Origin of the sequence: Alcanivorax sp., from assembly GCF_051117345.1 — a bacterium.
Lineage (GTDB): Bacteria > Pseudomonadota > Gammaproteobacteria > Pseudomonadales > Alcanivoracaceae > Alcanivorax.
In genome coordinates this window covers 1-17,192 of the sequence record NZ_JBNPEC010000097.1, presented here as the reverse complement: position 1 = coordinate 17,192, position 17,192 = coordinate 1, and the positions used below count along the sequence as shown (strand labels likewise).

Sequence of the window (17,192 nt, the reverse complement as noted above, 5' to 3'; positions counted from 1 at the left end):
CTTGCCGCCGGCGACACCGGTAAAGCAGAGACACAGCTAGCCACCATGGCCGAACAGCATCCTGATGATCTGGATCTGCGCTTCTCGCTGGCCTTGCTGGCCCTGGAAGCCGGCGCCACCGAACCGGCCCGCCGGCAACTCCAGGCCCTGCTGGCCGAGAATTACCGACCCGATGACATGCACCTCTATCTGGGCCAGGCCGCCGAACAGGCCGAAGAGCCGGACCAGGCGGTGGACCATTACCTCAAAGTCCAGGGCCCTCAGGCGGTTCGCGCCAGCGTCCAGGCCGCCCGTCTGCTCTACCAGCAGGGCAACAGTGATCAGGCCAGCGCGCTGATGGCCAGCCTGGCCCAGCAGCATCCGGAGCTGGCCACCAGCCTCACCGTTACCGAAGCGGAAATGCGCGACTCTATCGGTGACCCTCAAGGCGCCCTTGCCCTGCTTGACCGGGCGGTGAAGGCAGAACCGGACAATACCGACTTACTCTACAGCCGGGCCATGATCGCGGAAAAAACCGGCAATCTGGCAAAACTGGAAAGCGATCTGCGGCGGGTGCTGTCCATCAACCCAGACGATGCCAGCGCCCTCAACGCCCTGGGCTATACCCTGGCCAACCGCACCCAGCGCCTGGACGAAGCCTACGACTATATTTCCCGAGCTCTGGAATTACGCCCGGACGATCCAGCCATCCTGGATTCCATGGGCTGGGTACTCTACAAACGTGGCGAGCTGGAAGCCGCCCGGGACTACCTGCGCCGGGCCTACGACAAATTCCCCGACCCGGAAGTGGCTGCCCATTACGGCGAGGTCCTGTGGGTACTGGGCGCCCAGCACCAGGCCCGCCAGGTATGGCGCGACACCCTGAACAGCAACCCGGACGCCCCCCATATCCGTGAAGTCATGGAAAAACTCGGAGCCCGCCTGTGACCCTGAGCCCCACCCGCATCATCAGCCTGGCATTGCTGGCCCTGGCCCTGAGCGCCTGCCAGCTACGCCCCACCACCACCGGCACCTTCGAACACCCGAACCAGATCGACCGCTGGGCAATGAGCGGCAAGCTCGGCTACCGCACCGCCAATGACGGCGGCAGCGCCTCCTTCGACTGGACCCAGAAACCCAATCGCGGCCAGATCCGCTTTTCCGGCCCGCTGGGTTTCGGTAGCGCCGACCTGCGCTGGGACAGTGGCCGCGCCGAGCTGATTACCGCCAAGGAACAGTATCAGGCACGCAGCCCCGGCGAACTGGCCTGGCACCTGACCGGCTTCTGGCTGCCGGTCTCCGCCCTGCAATACTGGGCCCGCGGCCTGCCCTGGCCCGGCGCCCATGGCGAAGCCGGCTATGACGAAGGCGGCCACCTGCAAACCCTGCAGCAACTGGGCTGGAGCCTGGAGTTCGACCGTTACCAGCCGGTCGCCGGCGTCACCCTGCCCTATCGCATCAAGGCGCGGCAAAACGGTAATCGCTTCACCCTGCTGATCAAGGACTGGCAGCCCGGCGCCGAAAAATGACCATGCTGACCCTTCCCGCCCCCGGCAAGCTGAACCTGTTCCTGCATATCACCGGCCGTCGGGCGGACGGCTACCATGAGCTGCAAACCCTGTTCGCCCTGCTTGACCATGGCGACACCCTGCACTTTGCCCAGGCCGACACCCTGACCCTGGAATGTGACCAGGCCGACGTGCCCACCGACCACAGCAATCTGATCTTGCGCGCTGCCCTCCTGCTGCAGGCCCACACCGGCTGCCAGAAAGGGGCCCGCATCGTCCTGGAAAAACACCTGCCCATGGGCGGCGGCGTCGGCGGCGGCTCCTCCGATGCGGCCACCGCCCTGCTGGGACTCAATGCGCTGTGGGGGCTAAACCTGTCCGAGGACACCCTGGCAGAACTGGGGCTGTCGCTGGGCGCAGACGTGCCGGTCTTTGTGCGCGGCAAAAGTGCCTGGGCGGAAGGGGTCGGCGAGCGAATCACCCCGGTTTCTCTGCCAAACGACGTTTTTTTGGTCATTCATCCCGGAATTCATGTATCAACTGCTCGAATTTTCGGCGACCGGCAATTGACAAGGGATACCCCCGTCAGTAAATTACCGGCCTCGCTTGAGGTGGTGCTGACCCGCGACTTTCGCAATGACTGTGAAGCGGCAGCAATACGGCAATTTCCAGAAATCGGGGAGTTGCTTCACTGGCTCAAGCAACATACGGGAAATGCCCGTATGACCGGCACCGGCGCTTGTTGTTTTGCACGCCTTGCCGGAGAGCAACAGGGGCAGCATTTGCTGCAACAGTTGCCACAACACTGGACAGGTTTCGTCGCTCGAAGCTGTAATACTTCTCCTCTCCACCAAATACTGGGAGAGACACTGGCGAAGTTTCGAGAGACACAGAATTCAGGAAAATCTGCACAAATTGGTAAATAGTGCAGACCTGAGACCGAGTGTTGGGGTATAGCCAAGTTGGTAAGGCAACGGGTTTTGATCCCGTGATTCCCAGGTTCGAGTCCTGGTACCCCAGCCATTTTCTTGCCCGGAGCCCTCCCCCCCTTTCCTCGGAGGCTCCCGAAATTCACGACTCAAGAGGGACGCCAGTGTCCAAACTCGTCGTTTTCACCGGTAACGCTAATCCCGAACTGGCCCAGGCCATGGTCAAACACCTGAACCTGCCCATTGGCAATGCCGATGTGGGCACCTTCAGCGATGGTGAAGTGGCCGTGGAAATCCAGGAAAACGTGCGCGGCAAAGACGTCTTTATCGTGCAATCCACCTGCAACCCCACCAACAACAACATCATGGAGTTGCTGGTGATGGCCGACGCCCTGCGTCGTTCCTCTGCAGGCCGGATCACCGCCGTGATGCCCTACTTCGGTTACGCCCGCCAGGATCGCCGGGTGCGTTCCGCACGGGTACCGATCACCGCCAAGGTAGTCGCCGACATGATCACCGCTGTAGGCATCGACCGGGTTGTTACCGTCGACCTGCACGCCGACCAGATTCAGGGCTTCTTCGATATTCCGGTGGACAACGTCTACGCCACCCCACTGATCGTGGCGGACATCGAGCGTCAGAACCACGATGACCTGATGGTGGTATCCCCGGACGTGGGCGGCGTGGTTCGTGCCCGCGCCCTGGCCAAGCAGCTCAACGATGCCGACCTGGCCATCATCGACAAGCGCCGCCCCAAGGCCAATATTTCCCAGGTGATGCATATCATCGGTGAAGTGGAAGGTCGCACCTGTATCCTGGTGGACGACATGGTCGATACCGCCGGCACCCTGTGCAAGGCTGCCCAGGCCCTGAAAGATCACGGTGCCGCCAAGGTCTACGCTTACATCACCCACCCGGTACTGTCCGGCCCGGCCATCGACAACATTGCCAACAGCGCCCTGGACCAGCTGGTCGTCACCGACACCATCCCGCTGTCCGAAGCTGGCCGCGCCTGCGCCAACATCCGCGTGCTCAGCCTGGCGCCCATGCTGGCCGAAACAGTACGCCGGGTGAACAACGAAGAATCCCTGAGCGCCATGTTCGACCGGCTGGAGCTGGTATAACCCCAGTTTCGAGTTGAACGTTAAAAGTTGAACGCGGGCAGGACCATCTTGTACCGCCACCGCAGAGGCCGCGTACCCATTTTGGGCGCGGCCTCCTGCTTTTGTGGCCAACCCCCACGCCATAACCACGTTTCAAACTTTGCACTTTCAACGCCTGCCCTGCTGGCCTCCCGATCAGATTTCATGCATAATCGCGCCCCCGCGGAATCCTCCGTGGTTTTATCAACCTCTCTGGCCGACCTGGTCGCGGGACGCCCGAGAGCTTAATGGAGACATATCATGTCCAATGAATTCCAGCTTTTCGCTGAAAGCCGCAGCGACATGGGGAAAGGTGCGAGCCGCCGCCTGCGTCGTCTGCAAGAACGTGTTCCCGGCATCATCTATGGTGGCGACGCCGAGCCGCAGATGATCAGCGTGGAACTGCGTGAACTGAAAAAGGCCCTGGAAACCGAAGCCTTCTACAGCCACGTGCTGACCCTGAAACTGGATGGTGCCGACGTGCAGGCCGTACTGCGCGACATGCAGCGTCACCCGGCCAAAGGTCACCCGATGCACGTGGATTTCCTGCGCGTCGACAAGACCCACAAGATCACCATGAACGTGCCCCTGCACTTCACCAATGAAGAAAGCTCCATTGGTGTGAAGAAACAGGGCGGCGAGATCCAGCACAACATCGCCGAGGTGGAGGTCAGCTGTCTGCCCCAAAACCTGCCTGAGTTCATCGAAGTGGACATGGCAGCGGCCGAACTGGATACCATTATCCACCTGTCCGACCTGAAACTGCCGAAAGGCGTGGAACTGACCCAGCTCGCACTGGGCGACGACCACGACCAGCCGGTAGCCGCGATTCACGCGCCGAAAGTCCGTGCTTCTGCTGACGACGAAGACGGCGAAGGCGAAGCTGAAGCCGCTGGCGAGGAATAAGACGCACTGTGGCTGTGGCGGAACCGGTTCGACTGATCGTAGGCCTGGGTAACCCGGGTCGCGAATACGAGGACACCCGCCACAATGCCGGCGTCTGGTATGTGGACGCCCTGGCCCGTCGCCAGGGCGTTTTCCTTTCCGAAGACAAGAAATATTTCGGCCTTACCGGCACCTTTACCTTCGAAGGCGAAACGATTCGTCTGCTGGTCCCCACTACCTTCATGAACCGCAGTGGTCAGGCCACCGCCGCTCTGGCGAATTTCTTCAAGATTCCTGTCACGCAGATGCTCGTCGCCCATGACGAACTGGATCTGCCCCCCGGTTGTGCCCGCTTCAAACAAGGCGGCGGCCATGGCGGCCATAACGGTCTGCGCGACATCATCAGCAAGCATGGCAACAGCCGCGATTTCTATCGGCTGCGCATCGGCATCGGCCACCCCGGCTCCGCCGACCGCGTCACCCCCCATGTGCTCAACAAGCCCTCCCAAGCCGACCGCAACCTGATCGACCGCGCCATTGATGAAGCGGCCTACCACACCGCCGATATGCTACGCGGAGATTTGAACGGGGCCATGAATCGGTTGAACGGGTTTAAGGCCTGACGGTAGCTTCTAGCTTGCAGGATTGTGCCCCAGCTAAAGCGAAGCCCAACCGCAATATCAGCTTTTCTTTTTCTCGTAGCTCGTAGCTCGTAGCTGATTCTTACCTATCCTGCGCGTACATCGCCAATACCCACTCCCCCGCCGGCCGGGCTCGCCATTTTTCGATCTGCTGGCGCAGAACCGGTGACAGGGTCGATTCATCGAACAGATCCCAGGGCGACCCCGCTGGGCTGAGCAGTGGCGCCAGCATACTCGCAGCGGTGATATCTGCCAGGCTGAAGCGGTCACCCACCAGATACTGCCCCTTGCCTTTCTTCAACTCGCTTTCCAGCAACGCCAAGGCCTCTTCCACCCGCTGCTCCGACCGCATCACCCGTTGCGGATTGATGGCGTAACCCCGACGTATTGCTTCGCGAACCAACGGCTTGGCCAACCGCTCCAGAGGACCTGGCAGACCGCAATCGCCGACCAGGGCCGTCATTACCTCCGGTCGATCAAGAATCTGACCGTACACCCAGCGCCGGACATGCACACCGTAACGGTCAAACTGCTGCTCCAGTTCAATCACCCGGGCACGCGTATCACCAGCCTTGGGCAGCAGCGGCTGGTCGGGGTAATACTTTTCCAGGTAGTAGGCGATTTTGGTGGAATCGCTCACCCGACGCTTGCCGTCGCGCAGCAACGGCACCGTATTGCCACGGGCCAGCCACTGGGTACGCACCCGGTGTGCCACCGGCAGCAGATTGACCGTACGGTACGCCAGGCCCTTGTGGTCCAGCTGCCAGCGGGATTTCTCGCAATAATGGGAGATCGGGAACTGGTAAAGAATACGCTCGGCCATGGTGACTCTTGTTCAGTTTTGCGGACTTGCAGTCTAGCCGCCCCCCGCTCCGCCGTTAGCGGCAACAGCGCCTGACACGTCCGTCCCGCCAGCAACCCGCTTTCACCCTGATCCCGCGCCTGCCACGGTCGCTTTTTTGCCCCGGCTTGCGTAGCATTGCGGCCTCGAAAAACGGAGGTCTGTCATGGGTTTCAAATGCGGTATCGTCGGTCTGCCCAACGTGGGGAAATCCACCCTGTTCAACGCGCTGACCAAAGCGGGGATTGATGCCGAGAACTTCCCGTTCTGCACCATTGAGCCCAACACCGGGGTAGTACCGATTCCTGACCCGCGGATGGACAAGCTGTCCGCCATTGTCAGCCCGGAGCGGGTGATGCCAGCCACCATGGAATTCGTGGATATCGCCGGCCTGGTGGCCGGGGCCTCCAAGGGCGAAGGCCTGGGTAACAAGTTTCTTGCCAACATCCGCGAAACCGATGCCATCGCCCACGTAGTACGTTGTTTCGATGACGAAAACGTCATCCACGTGTCCGGCAAGGTCTCGCCACTGGATGATATCGACATCATCAACACCGAGCTGGCGCTGGCCGATCTGGACACCGTGGAAAAAGCCCACCTGCGTGCCACCAAAGCGGCCAAGGGGCAGGACAAGGACGCCAAGGGCCTGCTGCCCGTGCTGGACAAGGTGCTGCCAGCCCTCAACGATGGCCAACCGGCACGTTCCGTGGATCTCAACGATGATGAGCGCAAGGCCATCAAGAGCCTGAACCTGCTGACTCTGAAGCCGACCATGTACATCGCCAACGTGGACGAAGGCGGCTTTGAAGACAACGCCCTGCTGGACGCCGTGCGCGGACTGGCCGAGAAGGAAAATTCCTCCGTGGTGCCGATCTGCGCCAAAATCGAATCGGAAATTGCCGAGCTGGACGACGAAGAGAAAGCCGACTTCCTGGCCGACCTGGGCATGGAAGAGCCGGGCCTCAACCGGGTCATCCGCGCCGGCTTCAACCTGCTGGGTCTGCAGACCTACTTCACGGCGGGCAAGAAGGAAGTTCGCGCCTGGACCGTTCGCGTTGGCGCCACCGCACCCCAGGCCGCCGGCGTGATCCATACCGACTTCGAGAAGGGCTTCATCCGCGCCGAAGTCACCGCCTACGATGACTATGTCGAGAATAACGGCGAAGCCGGCGCCAAGGATGCCGGCAAATGGCGCCTGGAAGGCAAGGAATATATCGTCAAGGACGGCGACGTAGTGCACTTCCGGTTTAACGTTTAAAAACCGCTGCACGCACGCAACACGCTTCAGGCAACACGCAAACAAAAGGCCGCCCCGAGGGGCGGCCTTTTTTTCGCTATTAATTATTAACTGTTAACTATTAATTGCCCTTATTAGTCCGTTCCGCCGGCATTCACCGGCTCGAAGTCTTCATCCTTCAACTCCGGCAGCTTCTCGTCGCAGCCCTGAATCCCCTGCTTCTTGAGATTATTGCAGACCCGATCCAGCTTGTTGTCCACCGCGTGCATGTGATCCAGCAGAAGGTGAATGGCTTCAGCTACCGGATCGGGCATGTCGTTGCTGACACCATAGGCTTGAAAGCCGATCTTCTCTGCCATTTCCTGACGGTTCTTTTCCGTCTCGGTAATCGGCTTACTGACCACCCGGCCGGGAATGCCTATCACCGTTGCCCCTTCCGGCACTTCCTTGGTGACCACGGAGTTGGAACCGATCTTGGCGTTCTTGTGTACGGTGAACGGGCCAAGCACCTTGGCACCGGCACCGACCACCACACCATCCTCGAGGGTCGGGTGACGCTTGCCTTTGCTCCAGCTGGTGCCGCCCAGAGTGACGCCATGATAAAGCGTCACGTCATCGCCAATTTCTGCGGTTTCACCAATCACCACCCCCATGCCATGGTCGATAAAGAAACGTCGACCGATTTTGGCGCCGGGATGAATTTCGATGCCGGTCATCCAGCGGGCGAAGGTGGAAACGAACCGCGCCAGTTGCTTGAAGTTGCGCGTCCACAAACCATGGGCAAGACGATGAAACAGCACCGCATGCAGGCCCGGGTAATTAAGCAACACCTCCAGCGTGTTGCGCGCCGCGGGGTCCCGGTGGAATACCGACGCGATGTCCTCGCGTACTCGATCAAACATAGATACCTCGTCTCAGGTATAGCCGGTTGGATAACACGGGGAGCGTTTGCTACTTCCCGTCATTGCGCGGCATTTTTCTTTCCAGCGCCACCAGCACACCACGCAGAATACTCATTTCCATTTTGTCCGGTCGCGCGCGCATAAACAAACGGCGCATGCGCGTCATGACCTGGCCAGGCTGCTGCGGATTGAGAAAACCGCTCTGCGCCATGACCTTCTCCAGATGATCCAGGAAACCCGCCACCGCCTCGTTACTGGCCAGCGGCTCATCCCAGAACATCTCTGGCAGCGGCATAGCCTCGCGACGGGAACGGGCTTCCTTCAGATCGAAATCATCGCCCAGCAGAGCCATGCGCAGCTCATAACTGATTAATTGGACCGCCGACGCCACATTCAAGACCCCGTACTCGGGATTGGTTGGCACGCTCACATGCAGATTACAGCGGCGCAGCTCGTCATTGGTGAGCCCCCGGTCCTCACGACCGAACAGCACCGCAATACGGGTGTCATCCGGCTCGTGGGACAATTGCGCCGCCAGTTGCCGGGGCGTCAGACAGGGCCAGGGAATGCGCCGCTGGCGGGCGCTGGTGCCGATCACCAGGGTGGCCCCTTCCAGCGCTTCATCCAGGGTCTCGCAGACCTGGGCGGCTTCCAGCACGTCGCCTGCCCCGGAGGCCCGGGCAGTGGCTTCCACGGAGGGGTAGTCACGGGGCTGGATGAGCCTCAGGTCCGACATACCCATGGTTTTCATGGCCCGGGCCGCGGCACCGATGTTGCCGGGATGGGTGGTTTCCACCATCACAATACGCACATTTTCTAGCATGAAAGGTACCTGTACACGGGTCTGGCCGGAAAAGGCGGCAATGTTATCATGGGAATCACTGAATAATCCCTTAAGTGGCACCCAACGCTGCCCTGATCGCGCGGGCTCTGCTACAATCCGCGCCCCGGTTTATTTGGCCGGGCGTTCTTTGACAGCCCTAATACTTTTTTGAGGACAGATGCATGCATGCGCCGCAAGTGAACATTGCCCTGCGAGCCGCCCGTCAGGCGGGTAACCTGATTCGTCGTGCTGCCGAAAGCAATGACCCGTTATCTGTCAGCAAGAAAGGGATGAACGACTTCGTCACCGAAGTGGATCGGGCCGCCGAGCAGCGCATTATCGAGGTTATCCTCAAGGCCTACCCGGATCACAGCATCCTGGCCGAAGAATCCGGGGAAACCCGCGGCAAGGGTGACGGAACCGACTACCAATGGGTGATCGACCCGCTGGATGGCACCACCAACTTCATCCACGGCTTCCCCCAGTACTGCGTCTCCATCGCCCTGAAATACCGCGGCAAGCTGGAGCACGCGGTGATTTATGACCCCAATCGGGATGAAGAATTTACCGCCAGCCGCGGCCGTGGCGCCGCCCTCAATGGCCGTCGTATCCGCTGCACCAATCGCCCCGGCCTGGAAGGCTGCCTGATCGGCACCGGTTTTCCGTTCCGCAAGGACCAGGCACCGCACATGGACGCCTATCTGGGCATGTTTGCCGACATCGCCGCGTCCACCGCCGGCCTGCGCCGCCCGGGCTCTGCGGCCCTGGATCTGGCCTGGCTCGCTGCCGGCCGCCTGGACGGTTTCTTCGAATTCGGCCTGTCCGAGTGGGACCTGGCCGCTGGCGCTCTGTTGATCACCGAAGCCGGTGGCCTGGTAGGCGATCTGAGCGGTGGCCACAAATTCCTGGAAAGCGGCGGCATCGTTGCCGGCAGCCCGAAGGTCTTCAAGGGCCTGCTGCAGAAGATCAAACCGCACCTGAACGAGGGGCTGCGTCGATAACCCCAGCCACGAGCAACTAGCTGCTAGCTACGACGCGGTTCAAGTCCGGTGCCAATCAACACCTCTTGAGCCGCGCCGCAGCAGTTAACCACCCTCTTCCCTACCTGAATCGCGGCGCCATGTCGGCCCGTTTGCCGCCAATCCCGTTCCGTCTCGCAGCTAGCGGCTAGTCGCTCAAAGCTGATCTTTTCCTTAGACCCCGAACCGATTTTTCTCTTCCGGCATGGACATCTGCCCTTGCTTTGCTAGCGTAATACGCAACACGGTGCAAAAAGCTCGGGAGATGTACGATGACGGTTACCCTCACTGACAACGCCCTGTTCCGCCAGCAGTGCTACATCAATGGCCGCTGGTGCGATGCGGACGACGGCGCCACCTTCACCGTGACCAACCCGGCCACTGATGAAAGCCTGGGCACCTCGCCGCGTATGGGCGAAGCAGAAACCCGCCAGGCCATTGATGCCGCCCACGAGGCTTTTCCAGCCTGGCGGGATATGGCCGCCGCACAGCGGGCCACCTTGCTTGAGGCCTGGCACGACCTGATGATGGAGCATCAGGATGATCTGGGCCGGCTGATGACCCTGGAGCAAGGCAAGCCCCTGGCCGAGGCCAAAGGTGAAATTGCCTATGCCGCCTCCTTCATGAAGTGGTTTGCCGAAGAGGCCCGGCGCGCCTACGGCGATACCATTCCGGCCCCCAAACCCGGCCAGCGGATTGTGGTGATCAAACAGCCCATCGGCGTCACCGCCGCCATCACTCCATGGAATTTCCCCTCCTCCATGATCACCCGCAAGGCCGGGGCCGCCCTGGCAGCCGGCTGTACCATGGTGGTCAAACCCGCCAGTGCGACCCCCTACTCCGCCCTGGCGCTGGCCGAGTTGGCGGAGCGCGCGGGGATTCCTGCTGGCGTATTCAACGTGATTACCGGTAGTGCCGGCGCCATTTCCACGGCGCTCACCGACTCGCCCATTGTCCGTAAACTGAGCTTCACCGGCTCCACGGAAGTGGGTTCCAAACTGATGGCCCAGTGCGCCAAGCACATTCAGAAAGTATCCCTGGAGCTGGGCGGCAACGCGCCCTTTATCGTGTTTGACGATGCCAACCTGGACAAGGCCGTGGAAGGCGCCATGGCCAGCAAGTTCCGCAACACTGGGCAGACCTGCGTGTGCGTTAACCGCTTCCTGGTTCAGGACAGCATCCACGATGCTTTCGTGGAAAAGCTGAAAACCGCCATCGAGGCCATGAAAGTGGGCGATGGCCTGGAAGACGGCGTCAGCCAGGCGGCCCTGATCAACCGCGATGCCGCCGACAAGGTCATGGAGCATCTGGAAGATGCCCTGGGCAAGGGCGCCAAAGTGGTGACTGGCGGTCAACGCCACGAGCGGGGGGGCAACTTTGTCCAGCCCACCCTGATCACCGGCGTGACCACCGATGCGCAGCTCTGCCAGGAAGAAACCTTTGGCCCGCTGGCGGCAGTGATCCCGTTCCGCACGGAAGAGGACGCCATCCGCATTGCCAACGACACCCCCTACGGCCTGGCCGCCTATTTCTACAGCGACAATATCCACCGCTGCTGGCGTGTGGCAGAAGCACTGGAAAGCGGCATGGTGGGCGTCAACGAAGGCCTGATCTCCAACGCGGCCGCGCCCTTCGGCGGGGTCAAGGAATCCGGCCTGGGCCGCGAAGGCTCCCACCAGGGCATGGACGAGTACCTGGAAGCCAAATACCTGTGTATGGGTAGCTAACAAAAGCTTCACGAGACAGGCTGCAAGCTGACGCATCGCTTGCAGAAACCGGAGCGCTTCACTTCCGCGCACACAGGCTTACATCGCGGGCACCCATTGCCGCCAGTGCCAAGACAGCCTGTGTTGCAGCGTGGAGAGAGTGATCCGCAGCTGATTAGGAGGCGGAATGGGACAAGCGTTGAACATCGCCCTGCTCCCCGGTGACGGCATCGGCCCGGAAGTAATGGACGTGGCGGAGGCGGTGCTGGACCTGCTGATCCAGCGCTACCGGCTCCCATTGGCGTATACCCGCTTTGACTGGCCATCCCATGCCTGGCATCAGAGCCACGGCCAGATGATGCCCAGCGACGGGGTCGCACAGCTGCGCGAGTTTGATGCGATGCTGCTGGGAGCCCTGGGCGACCCGGGGCCGATGGAAGACCCTTCCCGTTTTGTCCTTTCCGACAGCGTCTCGCTGGCGCCGTTACTGGCTCTGCGCAAACAGCTGGACCTGTGGGCCTGCGAACGCCCGGCCCGCTGGCTGCCCGGCGCCCCCCAGTATCTGGCCGACCCGCGCGCCCGGGAGGTGGACATGCTGGTGATCCGCGAAAACAGTGAAGGTGAATACAGCGGCCAGGGGGGCCGGCTCGCCCCGGGCACGGCCCAGGAAGTGGCCACCCAGGTAGAAGTGTTCACCGCCCGCGCCACCGAGCGGCTGATTCGCCACGCCTTCCGGCGGGCCCGTCAGCGGGCCACCCAGCGGGAGATCCCGCGCCAGTTCAAGGACGACAAGCACGCCCAGGTGTGCCTGATCACCAAACGCAATGCCCAGCCCTTCTGGGGCGATCTATACACAGACACCTTTCACCGCATCGCCGCCGAGTTTCCCGATGTGGACATCCATCACGAGCTGGTGGATGCGGCCTGCATGAAGTTCGTGCAGTGCCCCTGGCGTTTCGACGTGGTCGTCGCCAGCAATCTGCACGGCGATATTCTTACCGACCTGGCAGCGGTGCTGTGTGGCGGCCCGGGCCTTGCGCCATCTGCCAACCTCAACCCGAATGAACCGGCCCTGCCGGCACTGTTCGAACCGGTTCACGGCAGCGCGCCAGACATTGCCGGCCAGAACCTGGCCGACCCCCGCGCTACCCTGATGAGCCTGGCCATGCTGCTGGACAACCTGGCCCACCATCACCCGGCCATCGGCAGCGCGGCACAACATCTGCATGACCTGATCCAGGCGGACCTGGCCCGTGAGGCGAACGGCGAAGCGTTTTCGGGCACCCAGGAAACCGGACAACGGCTATGCCAATGGCTGGCAGCCTGAAGCGGCGCTGGCAAGCCAACAACAGAAAGGAGGCACTATGAGTCACCTGTCCCCCCTGCTGGTGCAATCCAGCGGTATTTGTGCAGAGCGCGGCGAAGGAAACTGGCTTTACGATGAGGACGGTAATCGCTGGCTGGATTTCACTTCCGGTATCGGCGTGACCTCCACCGGGCACTGCCACCCCAAAGTGGTGGCCGCCGCTCAGGAGCAGGTCGGCAAACTGGTCCATGCGCAATATGCCACCGTCAAACATCCCAACCTGCTTGAACTGACTGACCGGCTCTACAAGCATCTCCCCGCACATATGGATGCTGTCGCGTTTTCCAATTCCGGCAGTGAATCCGTGGAAGCGGCATTTCGTCTGGCGCGCCAGGCTACCGGTCGCCCCAACATTGTGGTGTTTCGGGGCGGATTCCATGGCAGGACCATGGGTGCGGCCTCGCTGACCACCTCCAACAACAAGGTGCGTACCGGCTGGGCCCCGCTGATGGCGGGCGTGTCGGTTGCTCCCTTCCCGCATTCTTACCGCTATGGCTGGGACGAAGACACCACGGTGGACTTCTGTCTGGGAGAACTCGATCACCTGATGATTACCGAGTGCAATCCCAAGGACACCGCGGCCATCATCATCGAACCGGTACAGGGCGAATACGGCTACTACCCGGCGCCGAAACGCTTCATGGAAGGCCTGCAGGCACGTTGCAAGGAACACGGCATCCTGCTGATTATGGACGAAATCCAGGCTGGCTACGGGCGCACCGGCAAGTTCTGGAGCCACGAACACAGCGGGGTATCCGGTGACATCCTGATTACGGCCAAGGGGCTGGCCAGTGGTTATCCGCTATCCGCCATCGCTGCCAGCAAATCACTCATGGACAAGGGCTACCCGGGCTCCCAGGGTGGTACTTACGGCGCCAATGCGGTTGCCTGTGCCGCAGCCATCGCCACACTGGATGTGATAGAAGAAGAAGGGTTGGTAGAGCACGCCCGCGAGATGGGTGACTACCTGCTGGAAAAGCTCGCCGCCGTTCAACAGGATTTCCCCTGTATCGAAGAGATACGCGGCCAGGGCCTCATGCTCGGCGCCGAGATCACCAGCTCACCGGGCGTTGCGGATGGCGACCACGCTGCGGCCATTCTCAAGGCCTGCGAGGACGATGGTGTACTGCTGCTTCGCTGTGGTCACAAGGGACAGGTGGTTCGCTGGCTTCCTGCGCTCAACGTGACACGGGAGGAAATCGATATCGCCGTGGGTGCCTTCGCCAAGGCGCTGGCCAGCACGTGCAAGAATCAGGACAAACGCTGCTCAGGCTGCAAAAGCTGAAATTCGAAAGCCACCGGAAAGTGAAAGAGTCACATTATGAGCAAACCGGTAATTACGGTACTGATGGCCGAGGATGAGCCACCCATGCCCGGGCTTGAAGCCCTTGAAGGGCAAGCGGTGGTTCGCGAGGCCCGGCATCGGCAGGAACTGGAAGCGGCACTGCCGGAAACGGAGATTCTGCTGGTGACGGATTTTCGCACCGACATGCTACAGGAGGTCTGGCCCGATCCCTGCAAAATACGCTGGATACATGCCACCAGTGCGGGGGTGGATGCCCTGATGATTCCACCGGTGCGTGACAGCGATATTCCTGTCACCAATGCCAGAGGTATCTTTGACCGCGGTATTGCCGAATATGTCCTCGGCGCCCTGCTGCTGTTCGCCAAGGACACGCTCACCAACCTGTCTTTGATGAAGGAACATCGCTGGCAACATCGGGAAACCCGTCTACTGCGAGATAGCCGAGCTTTGGTCGTGGGTGCCGGCTCCATTGGCCGGGAAGTGGCAACCGTGCTGGGCGCCCTGGGCGTCAGCGTGGTGGGCACCGCCCGCAACGCCCGGGAAGATGCCGCTTTCGAGCGAGTTCATGCCCAACAGGACCTACCCGATCTGCTTCCGGAAGCAGACTACGTCATCATCACGGCACCACTGACGCCGCAAACCGAGGGGCTGTTCGACGCCGACCAGTTCCTGCGCATGAAACCTGGCGCGGTATTGGTCAATGTGGGGCGCGGCCCGATCGTGGAAACGTCGGCGCTGCTTGCCGCCTTGCAAAGCGGACGCCTGGGAGGAGCCGCTCTGGACGTATTCGAGGAAGAGCCCCTGCACGCCAACCACCCTCTCTGGGATGAACCCAACGTGATGCTATCCGCCCATATGGCCGGTGATTTTATCGGCTGGCGCGCCGCACTGGGGCAGCAATTTGTCGATAACTTTCAACGCTGGCAAAAGGGAGAGCCCCTGAGCAACCCGGTAAGCAAGGAACACGGCTATGTCAGTAATGCCTGAGGCCTGAGCCTAACGACGGCTCCCCGCAGCGCACTGCGCAGAAAAAACAGGATTAGCGTCAACCAGGAGTGATGCCGATGAGCAAGGAATTACTGACCATGAGCGCCCAGGCACTGAAAGCTGCCTACCAGACCGGCGCCCTATCCCCAGTGGAGGTTTGCTCCAACCTGCTGGACCATATCGAAAAGCATGATCAGGCGTTGAATGCCTGGTGCCTGATTGACCGCGACACCACCCTGCAATGGGCGCGGGAATCCGAACAACGCTATCAGCAAGGCACGCCAGAAGGGTTGCTGGATGGCGTACCTGTTGCCGTCAAGGATGTCTTCCTCACCCCCATGTGGCCGACCCTTAAAGGCTCAAGAACCATCGATCCGGCCTCCACGTTGAACAAGCGATCCCCGGCGATAGCCGCTCTGGAGCGCCATGGTTATGTGCCTCTGGGTAAGACCACGACCCCTGAATTCGGCTGGAAAGGGATTACCGATAGCCCCATGTGCGGGCCCACCAACAACCCCTGGGATCCATCGAAAACCGCCGGGGGGAGCAGTGGCGGCAGTTCCGCCGCGGTCTCCGCAGGCATGGCCCCACTGGCTCTCGGCACCGATGCCGGCGGCTCCATCCGCATCCCCGCCAGTTTCTGCGGTATCGTCGGCCATAAACCGACCTTCAGTGAAGTCCCACACTGGCCCGCCAGCCCTTTCGGCACACTGGCTCACGCCGGCCCCATGACGCGTACCGTAGCAGATGCGGCATTGATGATGAACGTGATGTGCGAGGCCGATGCCCGCGACAGCCTGGCCGCGCCCCGCCGTCATATCGATTATCTGGCGGCACTGGACCAACCCATGAAGGGGCTGAAAATCGCCATGAGTACCAATCTGGGTTATGTGGATGTGAACCCGGACATCGAGAAAGCATTCAAGGACGCCGCCAAGGCATTTGAAGATCTGGGCGCGACCATCACCGAGGCCGACCCCGGATTCAGCAACCCGCTGGCCGCGTTCAGTCACCTTTTCTATAGCGGTGCCGCCAATGCCATGCGTGACCTTGGTGAACGTCAACGCAGCCTGATGGACCCGGCGCTGATTGAAGTCGCTACCAAGGCCGAGAAACTCTCCATGCTCGATTACCTGGGCGCCATGAACGAGCGAATGGCGGTCAGCGAACGCATGGCGGTCTTTCACACCAAATACGATCTGCTGATCACCCCAACGCTGCCCCTTGGGGCGTTCGACACCAACCGCGAAGTGCCGGTGGACTGGCCCAGCACCCGCTGGCCCACCTGGACCCCGTTTACCTACCCGTTCAACCTTACCGGCCAGCCCGCACTGTCGGTGCCCATGGGTCTGGACAGCAACGGTCTTCCCATGGGGCTGCAGATTGTGGGTGCGCGTTTCGATGATGCCCGGGTCCTGGCCGCCGGCCACGCCTTCGAGCAAGCCAAGCCGTTTACCGTGTTGCCACCGTTGCTACAAAACTAGAAGGGTGCTTTGCGGAACGCCGTGATCGGCGCCCCTAAGCGGCGAATCGAAGAGAAGGAGCACATGATGGGCAATATCAATCTGGATACGGATTTCTACGAAAGCGAAGACCCGATCTGGAACCCGGCACTGCTCACCATTCCGGTGCCGGGCATTCGCCGCATGGTGAATCTGGCATCGGACCTAAACGATGTGATTCACCTGTCCATCGGCCAGCCGGACTTCAAGCCCCCGGGCCATGTAGTCCAGGCTGCCGTGGATGCCCTGAATGCAGGGCAGACCGGCTACACCATGGACGCCGGCCTGCCGGAATTGCTGGAAGCGCTGGCGGACTACTACAGTGAACGCAGCCAACGGCCTTTGTCGCCGGAAAACATCATGGTCACCACCGGCGCCACCGAGGCGATCTATCTGGCGCTCACTGCCACCTCCGCGCC

Annotated in this window: 17 protein-coding genes and 1 tRNA gene; 15 read left to right on the top strand and 3 right to left on the bottom strand. The window is 61.2% G+C overall.

All coding sequences use genetic code 11. The annotated features are described in order from the left end of the window. The 7 genes from ACFE0K_RS06285 to pth form a co-directional block, all read left to right on the top strand. Nucleotides 1-927 (top strand): tetratricopeptide repeat protein (locus tag ACFE0K_RS06285; RefSeq protein WP_434535247.1); only part of this gene is annotated, 927 nt, incomplete at its 5' end. Beyond that, a complete protein-coding gene (gene lolB / locus ACFE0K_RS06280) occupies nucleotides 924-1,508 on the top strand; it encodes a lipoprotein insertase outer membrane protein LolB (protein ID WP_434535246.1) in 585 nt (194 codons plus the stop codon). The genes ACFE0K_RS06285 and lolB, both read left to right, overlap by 4 nt. Further along, nucleotides 1,505-2,413, top strand: a complete 909-nt coding sequence (gene ispE / locus ACFE0K_RS06275) for a 4-(cytidine 5'-diphospho)-2-C-methyl-D-erythritol kinase (protein WP_434535245.1) — start codon at nucleotides 1,505-1,507, stop codon at nucleotides 2,411-2,413. The genes lolB and ispE overlap by 4 nt, the downstream gene beginning before the upstream one ends. Before the next feature lie 21 nt (nucleotides 2,414-2,434). Further along, nucleotides 2,435-2,510, top strand: a tRNA-Gln gene (locus tag ACFE0K_RS06270). Nucleotides 2,511-2,580: 70 nt separating this feature from the next. Then, nucleotides 2,581-3,540 (top strand): ribose-phosphate diphosphokinase, encoded by a 960-nt coding sequence (locus ACFE0K_RS06265; RefSeq protein WP_035248141.1) that lies wholly within the window; start codon nucleotides 2,581-2,583, stop codon nucleotides 3,538-3,540. A gap of 279 nt (nucleotides 3,541-3,819) precedes the next feature. Further along, nucleotides 3,820-4,464 (top strand): 50S ribosomal protein L25/general stress protein Ctc, encoded by a 645-nt coding sequence (locus tag ACFE0K_RS06260; RefSeq protein ID WP_434535244.1) that lies wholly within the window; start codon nucleotides 3,820-3,822, stop codon nucleotides 4,462-4,464. Between the two features lie 14 nt (nucleotides 4,465-4,478). Beyond that, nucleotides 4,479-5,066, top strand: a complete 588-nt coding sequence (pth, locus tag ACFE0K_RS06255; protein WP_434535248.1) for an aminoacyl-tRNA hydrolase — start codon at nucleotides 4,479-4,481, stop codon at nucleotides 5,064-5,066. Between the two features lie 100 nt (nucleotides 5,067-5,166). On the opposite strand, the gene ACFE0K_RS06250 is transcribed toward pth, so the two are convergent. Continuing rightward, nucleotides 5,167-5,907: a glutathione S-transferase family protein gene (locus ACFE0K_RS06250; protein ID WP_434535243.1), complete on the bottom strand. Its 741-nt coding sequence runs from the start codon at nucleotides 5,905-5,907 to the stop codon at nucleotides 5,167-5,169. A 184-nt stretch (nucleotides 5,908-6,091) separates the two neighbouring features. Here ACFE0K_RS06250 and ychF point away from each other — a divergent pair, with 184 nt between their 5' ends. After that, nucleotides 6,092-7,183 (top strand): redox-regulated ATPase YchF, encoded by a 1,092-nt coding sequence (ychF, locus tag ACFE0K_RS06245; RefSeq protein WP_434535242.1) that lies wholly within the window; start codon nucleotides 6,092-6,094, stop codon nucleotides 7,181-7,183. A gap of 113 nt (nucleotides 7,184-7,296) precedes the next feature. On the opposite strand, the gene cysE is transcribed toward ychF, so the two are convergent. Together cysE and ACFE0K_RS06235 are read right to left on the bottom strand one after the other, a co-directional pair. Next, on the bottom strand, nucleotides 7,297-8,064 hold the full coding sequence (gene cysE / locus ACFE0K_RS06240) for a serine O-acetyltransferase (protein ID WP_434535241.1): 768 nt from the start codon (nucleotides 8,062-8,064) through the stop codon (nucleotides 7,297-7,299). 49 nt (nucleotides 8,065-8,113) lie between these two features. Further along, nucleotides 8,114-8,887 carry an RNA methyltransferase gene (locus ACFE0K_RS06235; RefSeq protein ID WP_434535240.1) on the bottom strand — a complete coding sequence of 258 codons (774 nt, stop codon included), beginning with the start codon at nucleotides 8,885-8,887 and terminating at the stop codon, nucleotides 8,114-8,116. A 182-nt stretch (nucleotides 8,888-9,069) separates the two neighbouring features. Here ACFE0K_RS06235 and ACFE0K_RS06230 point away from each other — a divergent pair, with 182 nt between their 5' ends. From ACFE0K_RS06230 to ACFE0K_RS06200, 7 genes are all read left to right on the top strand, one after another. Continuing rightward, complete coding sequence (locus ACFE0K_RS06230) at nucleotides 9,070-9,888, top strand: inositol monophosphatase family protein (RefSeq protein ID WP_434535239.1); 819 nt, start codon at nucleotides 9,070-9,072, stop codon at nucleotides 9,886-9,888. Between the two features lie 290 nt (nucleotides 9,889-10,178). Continuing rightward, complete coding sequence (locus tag ACFE0K_RS06225) at nucleotides 10,179-11,633, top strand: NAD-dependent succinate-semialdehyde dehydrogenase (RefSeq protein ID WP_434535238.1); 1,455 nt, start codon at nucleotides 10,179-10,181, stop codon at nucleotides 11,631-11,633. Nucleotides 11,634-11,799: 166 nt separating this feature from the next. Next, nucleotides 11,800-12,939, top strand: a complete 1,140-nt coding sequence (locus ACFE0K_RS06220; protein ID WP_434535237.1) for an isocitrate/isopropylmalate dehydrogenase family protein — start codon at nucleotides 11,800-11,802, stop codon at nucleotides 12,937-12,939. A 37-nt stretch (nucleotides 12,940-12,976) separates the two neighbouring features. Beyond that, nucleotides 12,977-14,263, top strand: a complete 1,287-nt coding sequence (locus ACFE0K_RS06215) for an aspartate aminotransferase family protein (protein WP_434535236.1) — start codon at nucleotides 12,977-12,979, stop codon at nucleotides 14,261-14,263. Nucleotides 14,264-14,299: 36 nt separating this feature from the next. Beyond that, nucleotides 14,300-15,271 carry a D-2-hydroxyacid dehydrogenase gene (locus ACFE0K_RS06210; protein WP_434535235.1) on the top strand — a complete coding sequence of 324 codons (972 nt, stop codon included), beginning with the start codon at nucleotides 14,300-14,302 and terminating at the stop codon, nucleotides 15,269-15,271. Nucleotides 15,272-15,348: 77 nt separating this feature from the next. Next, nucleotides 15,349-16,755, top strand: coding sequence for an amidase (locus ACFE0K_RS06205; protein WP_434535234.1), 1,407 nt, complete (start codon nucleotides 15,349-15,351; stop codon nucleotides 16,753-16,755). A 63-nt stretch (nucleotides 16,756-16,818) separates the two neighbouring features. Further along, the coding region (locus ACFE0K_RS06200; protein WP_434535233.1) for an aminotransferase class I/II-fold pyridoxal phosphate-dependent enzyme at nucleotides 16,819-17,192 on the top strand (374 nt) is incomplete at its 3' end.